This window comes from Cupriavidus sp. F041, from assembly GCF_057814235.1.
The window spans coordinates 1,816,540-1,833,318 of record NZ_JBVASY010000001.1 but is presented as its reverse complement, the minus strand read 5'-3'; the positions used below and the strand labels follow the sequence as shown (position 1 = coordinate 1,833,318).

13 protein-coding genes and 1 pseudogene are annotated in these 16,779 nt (G+C 66.3%); 8 read left to right on the top strand and 6 right to left on the bottom strand.

Annotated elements, in window-relative coordinates; translation table 11 throughout:
• Positions 1–362: 362 nt before the first annotated feature.
• From ACZY0R_RS08310 to ACZY0R_RS08300, 3 genes and pseudogenes are all read right to left on the bottom strand, one after another.
• Positions 363–1,385 (bottom strand): IS110 family RNA-guided transposase, encoded by a 1,023-nt coding sequence (locus ACZY0R_RS08310; RefSeq protein ID WP_488857956.1) that lies wholly within the window; start codon positions 1,383–1,385, stop codon positions 363–365.
• Between the two features lie 134 nt (positions 1,386–1,519).
• Positions 1,520–2,571: pseudogene (locus ACZY0R_RS08305) on the bottom strand (RNA-guided endonuclease InsQ/TnpB family protein).
• 162 nt (positions 2,572–2,733) lie between these two features.
• The gene (locus tag ACZY0R_RS08300) at positions 2,734–3,705 is read right to left on the bottom strand and encodes a tripartite tricarboxylate transporter substrate-binding protein (protein ID WP_488859580.1); all 972 of its coding nucleotides are present in this window, start codon (positions 3,703–3,705) and stop codon (positions 2,734–2,736) included.
• A 523-nt stretch (positions 3,706–4,228) separates the two neighbouring features.
• Between ACZY0R_RS08300 and ACZY0R_RS08295 the strand changes: the two genes are divergently transcribed.
• From ACZY0R_RS08295 to ACZY0R_RS08265, 7 genes are all read left to right on the top strand, one after another.
• Complete coding sequence (locus ACZY0R_RS08295) at positions 4,229–5,398, top strand: acyl-CoA dehydrogenase family protein (RefSeq protein ID WP_488857955.1); 1,170 nt, start codon at positions 4,229–4,231, stop codon at positions 5,396–5,398.
• 11 nt (positions 5,399–5,409) lie between these two features.
• On the top strand, positions 5,410–6,609 hold the full coding sequence (locus ACZY0R_RS08290) for a CaiB/BaiF CoA transferase family protein (protein WP_488857954.1): 1,200 nt from the start codon (positions 5,410–5,412) through the stop codon (positions 6,607–6,609).
• A 128-nt stretch (positions 6,610–6,737) separates the two neighbouring features.
• Positions 6,738–8,120: an MmgE/PrpD family protein gene (locus ACZY0R_RS08285; protein ID WP_488857953.1), complete on the top strand. Its 1,383-nt coding sequence runs from the start codon at positions 6,738–6,740 to the stop codon at positions 8,118–8,120.
• 26 nt (positions 8,121–8,146) lie between these two features.
• Positions 8,147–8,995 (top strand): HpcH/HpaI aldolase/citrate lyase family protein, encoded by an 849-nt coding sequence (locus tag ACZY0R_RS08280; RefSeq protein WP_488857952.1) that lies wholly within the window; start codon positions 8,147–8,149, stop codon positions 8,993–8,995.
• Positions 8,992–9,846 carry an HTD2 family dehydratase gene (locus ACZY0R_RS08275; protein ID WP_488857951.1) on the top strand — a complete coding sequence of 285 codons (855 nt, stop codon included), beginning with the start codon at positions 8,992–8,994 and terminating at the stop codon, positions 9,844–9,846. Before ACZY0R_RS08280 ends, ACZY0R_RS08275 begins: the two co-directional genes overlap by 4 nt.
• A gap of 76 nt (positions 9,847–9,922) precedes the next feature.
• The gene (locus tag ACZY0R_RS08270; protein ID WP_488857950.1) at positions 9,923–10,921 is read left to right on the top strand and encodes a tripartite tricarboxylate transporter substrate binding protein; all 999 of its coding nucleotides are present in this window, start codon (positions 9,923–9,925) and stop codon (positions 10,919–10,921) included.
• A gap of 88 nt (positions 10,922–11,009) precedes the next feature.
• On the top strand, positions 11,010–11,525 hold the full coding sequence (locus tag ACZY0R_RS08265) for a MaoC family dehydratase (RefSeq protein WP_488857949.1): 516 nt from the start codon (positions 11,010–11,012) through the stop codon (positions 11,523–11,525).
• Positions 11,526–11,606: 81 nt separating this feature from the next.
• Here ACZY0R_RS08265 and ACZY0R_RS08260 read toward each other — a convergent pair whose 3' ends face one another.
• From ACZY0R_RS08260 to ACZY0R_RS08250, 3 genes are all read right to left on the bottom strand, one after another.
• Entirely contained in the window at positions 11,607–12,572 is a 966-nt protein-coding gene (locus tag ACZY0R_RS08260) for a Bug family tripartite tricarboxylate transporter substrate binding protein (RefSeq protein WP_488857948.1), read from the bottom strand.
• Positions 12,573–12,685: 113 nt separating this feature from the next.
• Positions 12,686–14,230 (bottom strand): class I adenylate-forming enzyme family protein, encoded by a 1,545-nt coding sequence (locus ACZY0R_RS08255; protein WP_488857947.1) that lies wholly within the window; start codon positions 14,228–14,230, stop codon positions 12,686–12,688.
• Positions 14,231–14,287: 57 nt separating this feature from the next.
• Positions 14,288–15,256: a tripartite tricarboxylate transporter substrate binding protein gene (locus ACZY0R_RS08250; protein WP_035863218.1), complete on the bottom strand. Its 969-nt coding sequence runs from the start codon at positions 15,254–15,256 to the stop codon at positions 14,288–14,290.
• A gap of 269 nt (positions 15,257–15,525) precedes the next feature.
• On the opposite strand from ACZY0R_RS08250, the gene ACZY0R_RS08245 reads away from it, so the two are divergent.
• Entirely contained in the window at positions 15,526–16,734 is a 1,209-nt protein-coding gene (locus ACZY0R_RS08245; RefSeq protein ID WP_488857946.1) for an acyl-CoA dehydrogenase family protein, read from the top strand.
• Positions 16,735–16,779 lie beyond the last annotated feature (45 nt).

Sequence of the window (16,779 nt, the reverse complement as noted above, 5' to 3'; positions counted from 1 at the left end):
AGAGTTGACGTCCTTATATGAACACCGCCCGGGATGCCAAGGTTCGTTGAAAGGCTTTGGCTTGTAGTATCGGTTGCTGTCTTATATGAACACCGCCCGGGATGCCAAGGTTCGTTGAAAGGCTTTGGCTTGTAGTATCGGTTGCTGTCTTATATCCGGTCTTTGTGCAGGACCGTGCCTGCGGACCTTGATGGAATCAGCCGGGAACGACTCCATCTCCCACAACGGGCTGTAAGCCTCTCGTGGACGTCATCGAGTTTGCGTTCCCGCGGTCCGACCTAGTTTGCCATCACACCTTATCTCATTACCCTGCGCAACCCTGAAGGTATTCGTTTGTGCCCCAGCCTGCGTGGGGGTGCTTGTTACGCCGGACGTTTGCTGACATAGCCGGGGTCATAGACCCGGCTATGAGCAAGCAACGCCCAAGCGGTGCGCGCCATCTTGTTGGCCAGCGCGACGATGGCTACATTAGTTGGGCGCCTGGCCAGCAGCGCCTCGACCCAGCGCGGTCGCTGCTTCGATCGAGTCACCACGATGCGTGCACCATGGATCAGCAGTTTGCGTAAATAGGGGTCACCACGTTTGCTGATATGACCAAGGTGAACCTTGCCGCCGGTGCCACTCTGGGTAGGTACCAGGCCCAGGCTGGCCGCGAAGGCTCTGCCTGAGCGGTAAGCCTGGGGAGATCCCATGGTGGCAACCAAGGCCGTGGCGGTGATCGGGCCAACTCCCGGAATCGCTTCCACGCATTGAGCTGCAGGCTCGGTCTTCAGCCATGCAGCAATCTCCCGCTCGGCCATCAGGATTTCAGCATCTAGCTGCCTGAGTCGTTCTAACTGACGAGATATCAGTCGCCACAAGGGCGCCGGAATGGTTTGCTCGATTTCGCTCAGTCGGGTGCGGATCTGCGCCATGCCGGCCTTGCGGCCAACGACGAAGTGCAGACCGTATTCGCCTAGCAGGCCGCGAATCTGATTGACCTGCCGCGTGCGGCTGTCGACTAGTTCCGAGCGAATTCGGTGCAGTCCCAGTAGAGCTTGCTGTGCCTCAGTCTTTACGGGTATCGCTCGCATCCCAGGTTGCTGCGCGGCTGTCCAGATCGCGCGCGCGTCGGCAGCATCGGTCTTATTGGTCCGCACGAACGGTCGCACATACTTTGGGTGAACCAGGATGGCTTTATGGCCCAGGCTGATAATCTTTCTTGCCCACCAGTGTGCGCCGCCACATGCTTCCAGTACCACTTTGCCGGAGCTCCGATTGCTCAGAAAGAGAATCAGTTGGGTGTTACTCAGGCGCCGGCTGTGAGTTTCTCCCGTCTCTGGATCAACCCAGTAGAGTTGGAACACGGACTTTGCAAGATCCAGCCCATATGTCGTAGCATTCATTTGGGCTCTCCTTACCTCAAGTGATGGTTCGGATCTTCACTTTGGCACATTGATGCCGTCGGTCAAGCGAGAGCCCCTGATCATGGAACTCCGCCAGTGTTACTGGAGGGCGGTGTTCATTCCATCTCCCCTGCCTAAAGGCAGGGCATTCCCACACCTGGCGATGCACGTCCGCATCGGAGAATGTTCAGCGCAGCATTGGTATCACGGTCATGCACGACACCACAGCGACTACAGGTCCACTCTCTTATTCGCAGTCCTGCGATACCTTTCGGCCGCGTCGTGCTGTCTTTCGAACCGCACGCCGAACAGGACTGGGTAGAACCGCTTTCGTTCACTTCCTCAAACGTGGCCCCGTGCGCAATCGCTTTGTAGCGGAGCTGTCCCGGAAGGACGACCAGGATGCGTCGTAGACGCTCTTCGCCATCCTGGTTTTGGCGAGTTTCGAAGCCGACACGTTGCCGACTGCGATGTAATCGAAGCGCCGGACGAGATCGAGCGCGAGCTTGTGCTGGAAGTCGGCGCGGGCATTCGCCACCTTGGCATGCAGCTTGGCGACATGCCGCTTGTGCTTTCGCGCACGCTGCGCCTTGGCCAGTTTTTCGGCGGCATGCCGGCCAAACCGGTCATTGGGAAGCTTCTCGCCGATCGAGAGCGTGGCGAAATCCTTCAAACCAAGGTCGATACCGACGCCAGCTTGAATCGGGCGTGCCGGCACATCAGCAACCTCCATCACGATGTTGAGAAACCAGTTCCCGCGCGAATCCTGTGCAAAGTTTGTGCCGTCCTTGATCTTGCCTTCGGGCAACAGGCGGCTGTTGAACACGCGAAAGGTATGTCCGGCAAAGCGAAACGCCTCGCCCTCTCGTTTCAGATCGCGGCCCTTCAGGGGCACCCATCCGAGGCACTTCCTGCCGCGGTATCGCAGGTAAGGACGGCGATGCTGGCTGCGCGATTTCGCGTACTGCTCGCACGTCGCGTTGACCGTGCCGGAATGGATGCCGAGCTCCTTGCTGCTGCCGGTGGTCAGCACGTTCAGATCGAACCCGCTCGGCCACTTCTTCCCCCATTTGAGCGCGTGCTTCTGCATGTCATTGCAGAAGTTCCAGACGTAGTTCACCGCTCGGCTCTGCTTGTTGAGCAGGCCGTTGAGCGACTTCACCCGGTAGCGGTAGACAAGAATCATGCCGCACATTCTAACGTGGGAATGCCGCCTGCCGGCGGCGCTCCTTTCACTCCCCGCCATGAATGGCGAGGTTTCTCGGAGCAAATCTGATGAAATTTCCGAATCGGGAAAGCGCCACGCGCCGTCGCCATCCCCGGGGCGGGCAGCGCGCGGCAGCCACCCTCAATCCGCCTGCACCCCCGCCGCCTTGATAATCGGCGACCATTTCTCGATCTCCGACTTCAGCCACGTACGCAGCCCTTCCGGTGTCTGCTTGTCCTCCGGCACGATCTCTGCCCCCAGATCGGCAAGCCGCGCCGCCACCGCCGGATCCTTCAACGCGGTGCGCAGCGCCCCGTTGAGCCGGTCGACGACCGCCGGCGGCGTGCCGCGCGGCGCGTAGATGCCGTGCCAGACCTTGACCTCGAAGCCCTTGATCCCGCTTTCCGCCAGCGTTGCGGTGTCAGGCAATGCCTTGATGCGCGAGGTGGTGGTGACGCCGTAGAGCCTGACCTTGTCGGCCTTGATATGCGGCAGCGTCTGGGTGGTCTGGTCGCACAGGATATCGACCTGGCTGCCCAGCAGGGCCGTCATCGCTGGCGCGGTGCCCTGGTAGGGAATCGCGGTGAGTTCGACGCCGATGGCCTTCTGGAACAGCATGCCGCACAGCTGCGAGACGGCGCCAAGCCCGGCATTGGCCAGGTTGACCTTGCCCTGGTTCTGGCGGATGTAGGTGATCAGTTCCGGCAACGTCCTGGCCGGCAGGTCATGACGGCCAAGCAGGGTCATGGGCACGTCGGCCACCTGGCCGATGAAGCTGAAATCCGTCAACGGCTTGTAGGATAGCTTGCTGTACAGCGCCGGCGCGGTGGCCATGCCGTTGTGGTGGATCAGGATGGTGTAGCCGTCCGGCGCGGCCTTGGCCACGTAGGCGGCGGACACGGTGCCGCCCGCGCCAAGGCGGTTCTCCACCACCACGCTCTGGCCCAGGGTCTTCGACATGGCCCCGGCCATGGTGCGCGCCACCACGTCGGTGGGGCCGCCCGCGGCAAAGGGCACCACCATGGTAATTGGCTTGGCGGGGTAGGCGTCGGCGGCGCGCGCCGGGGAAGGCAGCGTGAGCGTGACCGCCGCGCCCAGCGCGGCCAGCGCCATCCAGCGCCAGGGCGCCACGTTTGCGCGGGTCCGCACTGCATTCCCGCCGCCAGCCTGCCATGCTTGACCCTGTTTCTTGCCACCTGCCATGGTTTTTGTCTCCTTGGACTGAGTTGGCCGGCTGGTGCCGGCTCGCGCTGGCCTGCGTCGGCCCGTGGGCGGGCACGCGCGGCGTGGTTTTCAGGCAAGCGTGGCGACAAAGCGATGCACATGCAATACGGATTTGCCTAAGGGTGGGCAAGGCAGGCCGGAAGGCGCCGGTGCCGTGGCACCGCCGGGCAAGCGCGGGTGCCAGCAAGCGCACACAGCGGCTTATCCCTGCGCTCTCCTGTCGCCGACCTACCCCTTTGTGACCCCCTGGCCATCCGCTTCCGGGGGCGCTAAGCCGCTCTTTCGCAAATCCGAATTACCGCGCGGCAGGCCCTCGGGAATAATGGCCGCAAGCTGAATCCAGTATCGTCCGTCGTCCGTCGCGTCCGTCATTCCGCTGACTTCCATCATTTCCACAACGGGGCCCCATTTCATGTTCGCAGAACAATCGCACGACCAGCCGTATCCCGACATCCGCGAGGCCGTGCGCGCACTGTGCGCCGGCTTCGACTCCGCCTACTGGCAACGCGTGGAGGAGCAGAACGCCTTCCCGGAAGAATTCGTCATCGCGCTGACCAAGGCCGGCTGGCTGTCGGCGCTGATCCCCGAGGAATTCGGCGGCTCGGGCCTGCCGCTGACCGCGGCGTCCGTCATCATGGAAGAAATCAACCGCAACGGCGGCAATTCCGGCGCCTGCCACGGCCAGATGTATGTGATGGGTTGCCTGCTGCGCCACGGCTCCGAGGCGCAGAAGCAGCGCTGGCTGCCCGGCATCGCTTCGGGCGAGCTGCGCATGCAGTCGATGGCGGTGACCGAGCCCACTACCGGCACCGACACCACCAAGCTCAAGACCACCGCTGTCAGGAAAGGCGACCGCTACGTCATCAACGGCCAGAAGGTGTGGATCTCGCGCGTGCAGCATTCGGACCTGATGCTGCTGCTGGCGCGCACCACGCCGCTGGACCAGGTCAAGCGCAAGTCGGAAGGGCTGTCGGTGTTCGTGGTGGACCTGCGTGAAGCCATCGGCAAGGGCCTGACCGTGCGGCCCATCCGCAATATGGTCAACCACGAGACCAACGAACTGTTCTTCGACAACCTGGAAATCCCCGCCGAGAACCTCATCGGCGAGGAAGGCAAGGGGCTCAAGTACATCCTTGACGGCCTGAACGCCGAGCGCATCCTGATCGCTTCCGAATGCGTGGGCGACGGCTACTGGTTTATCGAGCGCGCCAGCAGCTACGCGCGCGAGCGCATCGTGTTCGACCGCCCCATCGGCCAGAACCAGGGCATCCAGTTCCCCATCGCGCGTGCCTACGTCAACGTGGAAGCGGCCAGCCTGATGCGCTACAAGGCCGCCGCGCTGTTCGACGCTGGCAAGGCCTGCGGCAAGGAGGCCAATATCTCCAAGCTGCTGGCGGCCGATGCCTCGTGGGAAGCGGCCAACGTCTGCCTGCAGACGCATGGCGGCTTCGGCTTTGCCGCCGAATACGATATCGAGCGCAAGTTCCGCGAGACGCGCCTGTACCAGGTGGCGCCGATCTCCACCAACCTGATCCTGTCGTATGTGGCCGAGCACGTGCTCGAGTTGCCGCGTTCGTTCTGAGGCCCACGCATATGCTCGCTTCGCACCAGGGCATCCGCCCGCTCGACGGCATTCGCGTCGTCTCCCTCGAACATGCCGTGGCCGCGCCCTTTGCCACGCGCCAGCTGGCCGATCTCGGCGCGCGCGTGGTCAAGGTGGAGCGCCCCGGCGTGGGCGATTTCGCGCGCGGCTACGACGAGACCGTCAATGGCCAGGCTTCGCACTTCGTCTGGCTCAACCGCGGCAAGGAGAGCCTGACGCTCGACCTCAAGCAGGACGAGGCGCAAGCCGTGCTGCACCGCCTGCTGGCCGATGCCGACGTGCTGGTGCAGAACCTGGCTCCCGGCGCGGCAGCGCGCATGGGGCTGGATTTCGACACGCTGCACCCGCGCTACGGCAAGCTGATCGTCTGCGATATCTCGGGCTACGGCGATGCCGGGCCCTATCGCGACAAGAAGGCGTACGACCTCCTGATCCAGGCCGCCGCCGGGCTGATCGGCATCACGGGCAGCGCGGACGAGCCATCGCGCGCGGGCATTTCGATTGCCGACATCGCGGCCGGCATGTACGCCTACAGCGGCATCCTCTCCGCGCTGCTGCAGCGCGGGCGCACGGGCCAGGGCCTGCGCGTGGAAGTGACCATGCTCGAAGCGCTGACCGAGTGGATGAACTACGCGCTGTACTTCGGCCACTACGGCGGCAACGCGCCGGCGCGCTTCGGCGCCTCGCACCCGGCCATCGCGCCTTACGGCGTGCACCGCACCGGCGACGGCGGCAGCGTGATCTTCGGGCTGCAGAACGAGCGCGAATGGCAGGCCTTCTGCAACAAGGTGCTGGCGCAGCCCGAATTGCTAAAGGACGAGCGTTTCTCCTCCAACTCGGGGCGCGTGAAGAATCGCGGCGAACTGACCGCGCTGATCGAGACACGCTTCGCGCCGATGACGGTGACGCAGGTGGAAGCGCTGCTCGACGAAGCGCAGATCGCCAACGCGCCGATGAACGATATCGAGGCCGTGTGGAACCACCCGCAACTGGCGGCACGCGGGCGCTGGCGCGAAGTGGCCAGCCCCAGCGGCCCCATCGGCGCGCTGCTGCCGCCGGCCAACCTGTCGGGCGTGGAACCGGTGATGGGCGACGTGCCGGCGCTCGGCGCGCATAGCGCGGCCATCCTGGCGGCGCTGGGCTACGGCGCGGACGAAATCGCCAGGATGGCGGACAGCAAGACGATTTGAGCCACAGAACCAGGCCATGACGCCTGCGCACAATTTCGCGCAGACGTGGCTCCCCTCTCCCGCTGGTGTGGGAGAGGGGAGGAAAACAGAAAGACAAACAACCACCCCGAACACCGTCCGGAGCCGGCATGAGCCAAGCCACTGACCACACCTACCCTACCCGCCAGCTGTGCGATTTCCTGGCCCGCTTCACGCTGGCCGACGTGCCCGCCGAAGTGGTGGAGCGCACCAAGGACCTCTTCCTCGACTGGATCGCCTCGGCCATTGCGGGCAAGGACGCTCCCGCCGTGCGCAAGCTGCAGGAGTTCGTCGCCGCGATGGGCCCGCAGCAGGGCCCGGCCGAAGTGCTGGTGGACCGCCGCCGCACTTCGCCCTACTTCGCCGCGCTGATCAACGGCGCGTCCTCGCACGTGGTGGAACAGGACGACGTGCATAACAGCTCGGTGCTGCATCCCGCCGCCGTGGTGTTCCCCGCGGTGATCGCCGCCGCCCAGGCTGAAGGCAAGAGCGGCGCGGACGTGCTGCTGGCCTCCATCGCCGGCTACGAAGCGGGCATCCGCATCGGCGAATTCATGGGCCGTTCGCACTACCGCGTGTTCCACACCACCGGCACCGTCGGCACGCTGGCGGCGGCCGCGGCCGTGGCCAAGCTCTACGGCATGGATGCCGAGGGCATCAACCAGGCGCTCGGCTCGGCCGGCACCCAGGCCGCCGGCCTGTGGGAATTCCTGCGCGACGCCGCGGACTCAAAGCAACTGCACACCGCCAAGGCCGCCGCGGACGGCCTGATGTCCGCGTGGATCGCGCGCGCGGGCTTCACCGGCGCCAGGCGTATCCTGGAAGGCCCGCAGGGCATGGCCGCCGGGATGTCCAGCGACGCCAACCCGGCCGCGCTGACCGACGGCCTGGGCAAGCGCTGGGCCACCGCCGAAACCTCCTTCAAGTTCTTCGCCTCGTGCCGCCACACGCACCCGGCGGCCGACGCTCTCAAGGACCTGATGCTGCGCGAGAAACTCCGCGCGGACCAGATCGCCGGCGTGACCGCGCACGTGCACCAGGGCGCCATCGACGTGCTTGGCCCGGTGACCGATCCCAAGACCATCCACCAGGCCAAGTTCTCCATGGGTACGGTACTGGGACTGGTGGCGGTGCACGCGCACGCCGGCCTGGGCGAATTCGAGGACCATGCGCTGCAGGACGCAAAGGTAGCCGCCTTCCGCGACAAGGTGGAGATGGTGCTGGACGACGAGATCAACGCCGCCTACCCGCGCCAGTGGATCGGCCGCGTTACGGTGAAGACCACCGACGGCCGCACGCTGGCGGGCCGCGTCGATGTGCCGAAGGGCGATCCGGGCAATACGCTGTCGCGCCCGGAACTCGAAGCCAAGGCGCTGCAGCTGGGCGCCTTCCGCCACGGCGCGGGCGAGGCCGAGATGCGTGCGATCATTGCCCGCGTGTGGGCGCTGGAAGAACAGGCGAACGTCAACGACTGGCTGCCCGTAGCCAAGTAACGCCCCATCCTGACGAGACCTGCTTCATGTCCACCGCCATCACCTACCTGTTCGTGCCGGGCGACCGGCCCGAACGCTTCGACAAAGCGGCCGCCGCCGCGCCGGACGCGCTGATCCTCGATCTCGAGGATGCCGTGCATCCGGACGCCAAGCCAGCCGCGCGCACGGCCATTACCGCGTGGTTGCTTGAACGTGGCGCACAGGCGCAGGCCTATGTGCGCATCAACGACACCAGCTCCGCCGCCTTCGCCGCCGATATGGACTGGCTGCGCGCGCTGCCGTCCGGCGCGTCGCTGGCGGGCCTGCTGGTGCCCAAGGCCGAAGACCCCGCCGCGCTTGGCGAGATCGCCCGGGCGTTGGCGCAGGTCAACCCGCAAGGCCGCATCGTGGCGATCATCGAAAGCGCGCGCGGGCTGCACGGCATCGACGCGGTCTCCACCGCGCGCGGCGTGTCGCGGCTGGCTTTCGGCTCCCTCGACTTCGCCGTGGACCTCGGCTGCGCCCATACCCGTGAAGCCTTGCTGATGGCGCGCTCGCGCATCGTGCTGGCCTCGCGCGTGGCGGCACTGCCGCCGCCCGTGGATGGCGTCACCACCGCGCTCAAGGACGAAGCCGTGCTGGCCGACGACGTGGCGCACGCGCGCGCGCTCGGCTTTGCCGCCAAGCTGTGCATCCACCCCGCCCAGCTTGCCGCGGTGCGCGCGGGCTTCCTGCCCACGGCGGAGCAACTGGACTGGGCGCAGCGCGTGCTGGCCGCCACCGCCAGCGGCAGCCACGCGGTACAGGTCGACGGCAAGATGGTCGACCGCCCCGTCATCGAACAGGCCCGGCGCATCCTCGCGCTGGCAAACCACCCCGCAGCGGACCAGCCATGACCCAACTCGAAACCCTGCGCGCCTGGATTGGCCGCAGTGAAAGCCGCACCGAGACCCTTGCCCCCGAACCCGTGGTCGGCCTCGCGGCCACCCTGGACCTCGATGGCGAAGCGCTGGTGCGCGGCCCGCTGCCGCCGCTGTGGCACTGGCTCTACTTCCTGCCGCGCGCGCCGCAGCGCGAGCTTGGGCGGGACGGCCACCCGGCGCTGGGCGGCTTTATGCCGCCGGTGCCGCTGCCGCGCCGCATGTGGGCCGGCGGCGAGCTGGATTTCCACAAACCGCTGCGGGTGGGAGATACCGTCACCCGCACGTCCACCGTGCGCAATGTCGAGCACAAGAGCGGACGCAGCGGCGAACTGTGGTTCGTCACCGTGGAACATGCGCTGACGGTCGACGGTGAGACCGCGCTGACCGAGCGTCACGACCTGGTCTACCGCGCCATGCCGGAACCGGGACAGCCGCTGCCGCCGCGCCCGCGCCTGGCGCATCAGGCCCAGTGGCAGCGCCAGTTGCGCGCCGACCCGGTCATGCTGTTCCGCTTCTCCGCGCTCACCTTCAACGGCCACCGCATCCACTACGACCACGACTATGTGCGCGACGTGGAAGGCTACCCCGGCCTGGTCGTTCACGGCCCGCTGCAGGCCATGCTCACGCTGGACCTGCTGGCGCGCGAGATGCCCGGCGCCACGGTGCGCCGCTTCGGTTTCCGCGGGCTGGCGCCGATTTTCGATCACGACCTGGTGACCGTAGGCGGCACGCTCGATGCCGCCACGCCTGGCAAGGTCACGCTGTGGACCGGCGACGATGCCGGCGGCCAGTCGATGGAGGCATGGGCCGTGGTGGAGAACTGACCGGCACGCTGGCGAAGGACAGCAGGACAACACCAACATCGGGGTAACGGGGAACCACATCAACAGGAGAATTCCGATGCATGCAGTCCGCAACACCCGGCCCAACATCCGGCGCAGAATCCGGCACATCGCCAGCGCCGCCATCGTCCTGTGCGGCGCCACGGCTGCGCTCGCGCAGCAAGCCCAGTCCTACCCCACCCGCCCGGTGACGCTGATCGTGCCCTACGCGCCCGGCGGCACCACCGACGTGGTGGTGCGCCAGTTCGCCGTGGCCCTGCAAAAGGCGCTGGGCCAGACCGTGGTGGTCGACAACAAGCCCGGCGTGGCCGGCACCATGGGCGCGCTCGCGCTCAGGCAGGCGAAGCCCGACGGCTATACGCTCTCGATGATGCCGGTGACCGTATTCCGCCAGCCCTTCATCCAGAAGACCGCCTTCGATCCGGCACACGATTTCACCTACCTCTCGCGCATCACCGGCTACACCTTTGGCGTGGTAGTGCGGGCCGATTCGCCGTGGAAGGACTGGAGCGATTTCCTGCGCGACGTGCGCGCCCGGCCGGGCACCGTCAGCTACGGCTCGCCGGGCCAGTTCAGCTCGCCGCATATCACCATGATCGAGCTGGTCACCAAGGAAAAGATAACGGTCAACCACGTGCCCTTCAAGGGCGATGCCGATTGCCTGAACTCGCTGATGGGCAACCATGTGCAGCTTTGCGCGGCAGGCAGTTCCGCCGGCACGCTGGTCGATGCGGGCAAGCTGCGCTGGATCAACCTGTGGACGGCGCAACGCTCGCCGCGCTGGCCCGACGCCCCTACGCTGCGCGAACTGGGCTACGACATCGTCTCCAACTCGCCCTACGGCGTGGCCGGCCCGAAAGGCATGGACCCGAAGGTGGTCGGCATCCTGCAGGATGCGCTGCGGCGGGCTGCCGAAGACCCGCAGCATCTTGCCGCGCTAAAGCGGCAGGATCAGGACCTGATGTACCTGGACAGCGCCGGCTACACCCGCTTTGCCATGCAGCAGATCGCACAGGAGAAAGCGCTGGTGGAACGGCTGGGCATCAAGCCCGATTGATCCTTCGCCCGCGCCGCGCCAGGCCGTGGCGCAGCGCGGGTTCTTCTGCTTGCGCGCTTCTTCGCGCCACCAACCCCGACACCAACCGATGACCATCAAGCCCTCCGCAGCGAACCCCGAAGCTGTCAGCTTCGACCCGCGCAGCCACCGCATGTGCGAACAACGCTATTTCGAAGATTTCGTGCCCGGCGAACGCTTTGTGCTTCCCTCGCGCACCATGACCGAGGCGCTGTTCGCCGCCTTCCAGCTGGCGAGCGGTGACAACCATCCTGTGCATTACGACGCGGAGTACTGCCGTGCCCACGGCATGCCGCACATGCTGGCGCACGGCTACCAGGTGCTGATCCAGACCGCGGCAGGCGCCGGGCTGTTCCCGCATATGGTGGAAGAATCGCTGAAGGGTTTTCTCGACCAGAGCAGCCGCTTCCTGCATCCGGTCTACGCCGGAGACACGCTGTACAGCACGCTGGAAGTCAGCGAACTCGCGCCGAACCGCACCACCGGCGTGCTGACCTTGCGCTCGACGGTGCACAACCAGCACGGCGTGCTGGTGCTCGACGGCGTGCAGCGCTACCTGCTGCGCAAGCGCGCACCGGCTGCCTGAACGGCGCCGGGCAAAAAGGGTTTATCCGACCGCTGCCGTAGCTCCCCTCTCCCGCAAGTTGGGGAGGGGAACCATCCGGCCTCAATCCACCTGGATATTCGCCGTCTTCACCACCCCGCCCCACAGTTTCAGTTCGCGCTGGATACGATCGGCCAGCGGCTTCGGCCCGGTGATATTGAGGTCATAGCCGCCCTGCGTCATGCGCTGCTGAAAGGCAGGATCATCGCCGATAGCCTTTTGCGCCTTGACCAGCTTGTCCACCACGTCGGCGGGCATTTTCTGCGGGCCGATCAGCGCGTACCAGCCGGTCAGGTCGTAATTCTTCATGCCGGACTCGATCATCGTCGGCACCGTCGGCAGCGCCGCGTTGCGCGTCTTCGAAGTCACCGCCAGCGCGCGCACCTTGCCGCCCTGGATATAGCCGATGGCGGTGCCCGTGATATCGAACATGAACGTTACCTTGCCGCCGATCACATCGGCCATCGCGGGCGAATTGCCCTTGTAGGGCACATGCAGCATCTTGACCGCGCCCATCTGCGCCAGCCACTCGGCCGACAAGTGGTTCGAGGCGCCGACCCCGGCCGAGCCGAAGCTCACGCTCTCGGGATGCTTGCGCGCGTAGTCGACCAGCTCGCCTACGTCCTTGGCCGGGAAGTCCTTGTTGATCAGCAATACGTTGGTGTAATCGGTGATCAGGCCGATATAGGTGAAATCCTTGTTCGGGTTGAAGTTCACCGACTTCTGGATCAGCGGCGTCATGGTCATGGTCGGGCTGGCCACGAAGTAAAGCGTGTAGCCGTCCGGCGTCGCGCGCGCGGTCAGGTCCGCGGCGATGGCGCCGCTGGCGCCGGCGCGGTTGTCCACCACCACCGGCTGCTTGAGCGCGCGGCCCAGGTAGTCGGCATAGATGCGCGCGGCGGTATCGACCGGACCGCCAGGGGCGTAGCCCACGATCAGCTTCACGGGCCGCGTGGGATAGTTGTCCGCCATTGCCGTGCCTTGCACCAGCGCCAGCAGCGCGCCAGCCATCATTATCCATCGCTTCATCTGTCTCCTCCTCCTTGTTGTGTGTTCTGCCAGCCCCCGGCTTGCCGGGGCGCTGGCGGCAAATACGCTTCGACCCGCGGCGAAGCGCTGGCGGCGGCGCCGGCCGCCGCAGGTCATGCCGCTACGGCGCCGCCGTCCAGCATGGCGCGCAGCGGCTGCTTCAGGAGCTTGCCGCTGGCGGTGGTGGGAATCGTCTCGATCACGCGGATCTGCGCGGGCCGCTTGTACGGCGCCAGGCTTTCCCGCAGGTAGGCTTCCAGGGCAGCGAGGTCCAGTTTCGCGCCCGGTTGCGTTTCAATAAAGGCCACGACTTCTTCGTTGCCGTCGGCTGCCGCGCGCCCGACCACGGCGGACTGGCGCACGCCGGGGAAGGCATTGATGACGGATTCCACCTCGATCGGGTAGACGTTGAAGCCCGAGCGGATGATCAGGTCCTTGGAGCGGCCCACGATAAACAACGCGCCGTCTTCACCGAGGAAACCGAGATCGCCGGTGTTGAGCCAGCCGCCCGGCATCAGCGCCTCGGCGGTCTGCTCCGCGTTGCGGAAATAGCCGCGCATCACGCCGGGGCCGCGCACGCGGATCTGGCCGCGTTCGCCGGCGGGCATCGGCTCGCCCTGCTCGTTGGTGATGTTGATCTCCACGCCTTCGACGATGTAGCCGGCCGAGCAATCGGCGCGCGGCGCATCCATGCGGGTGATGAACAGCGAACCGGCGTATTCGGTGATGCCGTAGCCGTGATGCAGCGGCTGGCCGAACCATGCCTCGGTGTCGCGCTTGAGGGTCGGGTCCAGCGGCGCGCCGCCGGTATAGAGATAGCGCAGGCGGGGAAACGCCGCAGCGCCGCTCTCCAGCGACGACTCCCGCGCCACCGCCATGATGCGCGTGAACATGGTCGGCACGCCTTGCAGCATGGTGACACCGGGCGATGCCAGCGCGGCGAAGACATCGGCGGCATCGAAGCGGGGGCGCATCACCAGGCTGGCGCCGGCGTACAGCGTGGCCATCAGCACGGTGGCGATGCCGAAGATGTGCGACAGCGGCAGCGCGCCGTAGGCGATATCGTCCGGCCCCAGGTTGCGCGAGGTTGCCGAGATCCGCGCGAAGACCGTCAGGCCGGCGTGCGGCACCATCACGCCCTTGGGCGCGCCGGTAGTGCCGGAGGTGTAGATCAGCGTGGCAACGTCGCGCGCCTGGGCGGCATCCACGCGCGCGGGCACCTGCTCGGCGCGCAGGCTGGCGAAGTCCGGATCGAGCGCGGCGCAACCGGTGGGCTGCGCCCCAAGCCGCCTGCCGTGGGCGGCGGCCACATCGGAGACATGACTGGTAAAGAACGTCAGCAGCGGCTCGGCATGGGCGCGGATGCCGTCGATCTCGCGCGGCGAAAGCCGCGCGTTGACCTGGATCGGCCAGGCGTGCAGTGCGCTGCAGGCGAACAGCATCACCACCATCTCGGCGCAGTTCTCGCCCACCACCATCACGCGGTCGCCTTGGCCTACGCCTTGCGCGGCGAGCCAGTCGCGCGTGGCAGTGATGCGCTCCCACAGCGCGCCATAGCTGAGTACGCCGCCGGTCTCGTACAGGCAGGGCGCCTGGGGCGATTGCTCGGCCCAGTGCCGGGGGATGTCATGGATGAACTCGGGACGAAAGGAGGACATGATGCAAGTGACGATGAGGTTGGAACCGGACGGACCCGGAAGAGACGCAGAGCAAGCTCACTGATCCAGGTGGATGTGAGCCGACTTGATCAGGCCGTCCCACTTCTGGTACTGGGTGCGCATATACGTACCGAACTGCGCCGGCGTGGAAGGAAAAGGCACGGTGCCCTGGCTTGCCAGCCGCGCCGCCAGTTCGGGCTGCGCGAGCGCGGCCACGATCTCGGCGTTGAGGCGGTCGACCACGGCCGCTGGCGTATTGGCGGGCGCCACCACGCCGAACCACGCGGTCAGCTCGTAGCCGGGCACGCCGGCCGCGGCCAGCGTCGGCACGCCGGGCAACTGCCCGGACGGCGTGGCGGTGGTGACCGCCAGCGCCCGCACGCGGCCATCGCGCACATAGGGCAAGGCGGTGGAAATGCTGTCGAACATCATGGTGAGGCGCCCGCCGATCAGGTCGGTCATGGCCGGTGCGCTGCCCTTGTACGGCACATGCTCGATACGCACGCCCGCCAGGTGGGTGAACAGTTCACCGGCGAGGTGCGAGGACGAACCGTTGCCAAAGGAGCCGTAGCTCAGCTTGCCGGGCTCGCGGCGCGCCAGCGCCAGCAGTTCGGCCACATTGCGCGCGGGCACTGCGGGGTGCACCACCAGTACGTTGGGCAGGTAGGCCACTGACGCCACCGGCGCGAAATCCTTGAGCGGGTCGTAGCCGGGCTTGTCGTACAGGCTCTTGTTCACGGCCAGCGAGCCGAAGGTGCCGAACAGCAGGGTGTAGCCGTCGGCCGGCGCGCGCGCCACCGCCACGGCGGCGATATTGCCGCCCGCGCCAGGCCGGTTCTCGATGACCACCGGCTGGCCCAGCCGCACTGAAAGTGCGTGGCTGACCTCGCGCGCCAGCAGGTCCGTGGCGCCACCCGGCGGGAAGGGCACGACCAGCCGCACCGGTTTGTCCGGATAGGCCGCGAACGCGCTCGCGGTGGCGGCAAGCCATCCGCAGAGCACGAACAATTTTGTCCAGCGTGACATCGCCCGTCTCCTCGGCGTTGATTGTGTTTTTGCTGCGATGGAACTGCGCCAGTGTGAGCCAGGCGCCGGTGGCGTGCTATTTGGATTTGGCTAAGGCCGTGTTCTGCCCGGCACGGGCGCCGGCGGGCGGCGGGCCGCATCGGTTAGGAAGCGCAAAAGGACGGCTTTGTCATTCCGGAAGAAGCGAACGTCCGGCCCCCCATAGAATCGCTGCATCGTATCGAAGTGGCGGCCGGCGGCCAGCCTTTCCCAACCGAGGGGACAAGCAGATGGATTTGCGTTTCAACGCGGCGGAACAAGCGTTCCGCGAAGAGGTTCGGAGTTTTGTGCAGGCCAGCCTGCCCACGGATATCCGGGACAAGGTGCTGGCCCACCAGCGCGTCGAGAAGGACGACTACGTGCGCTGGCACCGCATCCTGCACGCGCGGGGATGGGGCGCGCCGACCTGGCCCACGGAATGGGGCGGCACGGGCTGGAACGCGCTGCAGCGCCTGATCTTCGAGATCGAGGCCTTCCGCGCGGGCGCGCCGCGCCTGCTGCCCTTCGGGCTCACCATGATCGGGCCGGTGCTGATGAAGTATGCCAGCCAGGAACATAAGGAACGCTTCCTGCCGCGCATCCCCACGGTCGACGATTTCTGGTGCCAGGGCTACTCCGAGCCCGGCTCCGGCTCCGACCTGGCCTCGCTCAAGACCCGCGCCGTGCGCCAGGGCGACCGCTACATCGTCAACGGCCAGAAGACCTGGACCACGATGGCGCACTTTGCCGACTGGATCTTCTGCCTGGTACGCACCGACACCGAAGCCAAGCCGCAAGAAGGCATCTCGATGCTGCTGATCGACATGAAGACGCCGGGCGTGACGGTGCGCCCGATCGTCACGCTCGACGGCGGCCACGACGTCAACGAAGTCTGGTTCGAGGACGTGGAAGTGCCCGTGGGCAACCTGCTGGGCGAAGAAAACCGCGGCTGGACCTACGCCAAATACCTGCTGGGCCACGAGCGCACCGGCATTGCCGGCATCGGCCACTGCAACCGCGAACTGCGCCAGCTCAAGCATTACGCCGCGCAAGCCACGGATGGCGCCGGCCGGCCGCTGATCGACGATGTGCGCATGCGCGACAAGATCGCCCGCATCGAGATGGACATCATGGCGCTGGAAATGCTGCTGCTGCGCGTCGCCACGCAAGACGCGGGCCGCGGCCCCGGTCCGGAAGCCTCCATCGTCAAGATCCGCGGCTCCGAGATCCAGCAGGACCTGGCCATGCTGCAGATGGAAGTAGCCGGCCCCAATGCCTGGCCGTATTCGCCGCGCTGGCTCGAAGCCGGCGAAGCGCCGCCGGCCGATGCGCCGCTGCACGCCCCGGCGTGGGCCGCGCCCGCCGCCTCGACGTACTTCGACATGCGCAAGACATCGATCTACGGCGGCACCACGGAAGTACAAAAGAACATCATCTCCAAGATGATCCTGGGCTTCTGAAGCCACGGAAGACGTCAGAGACTCCGCAAAACCCGGGATTCAAGG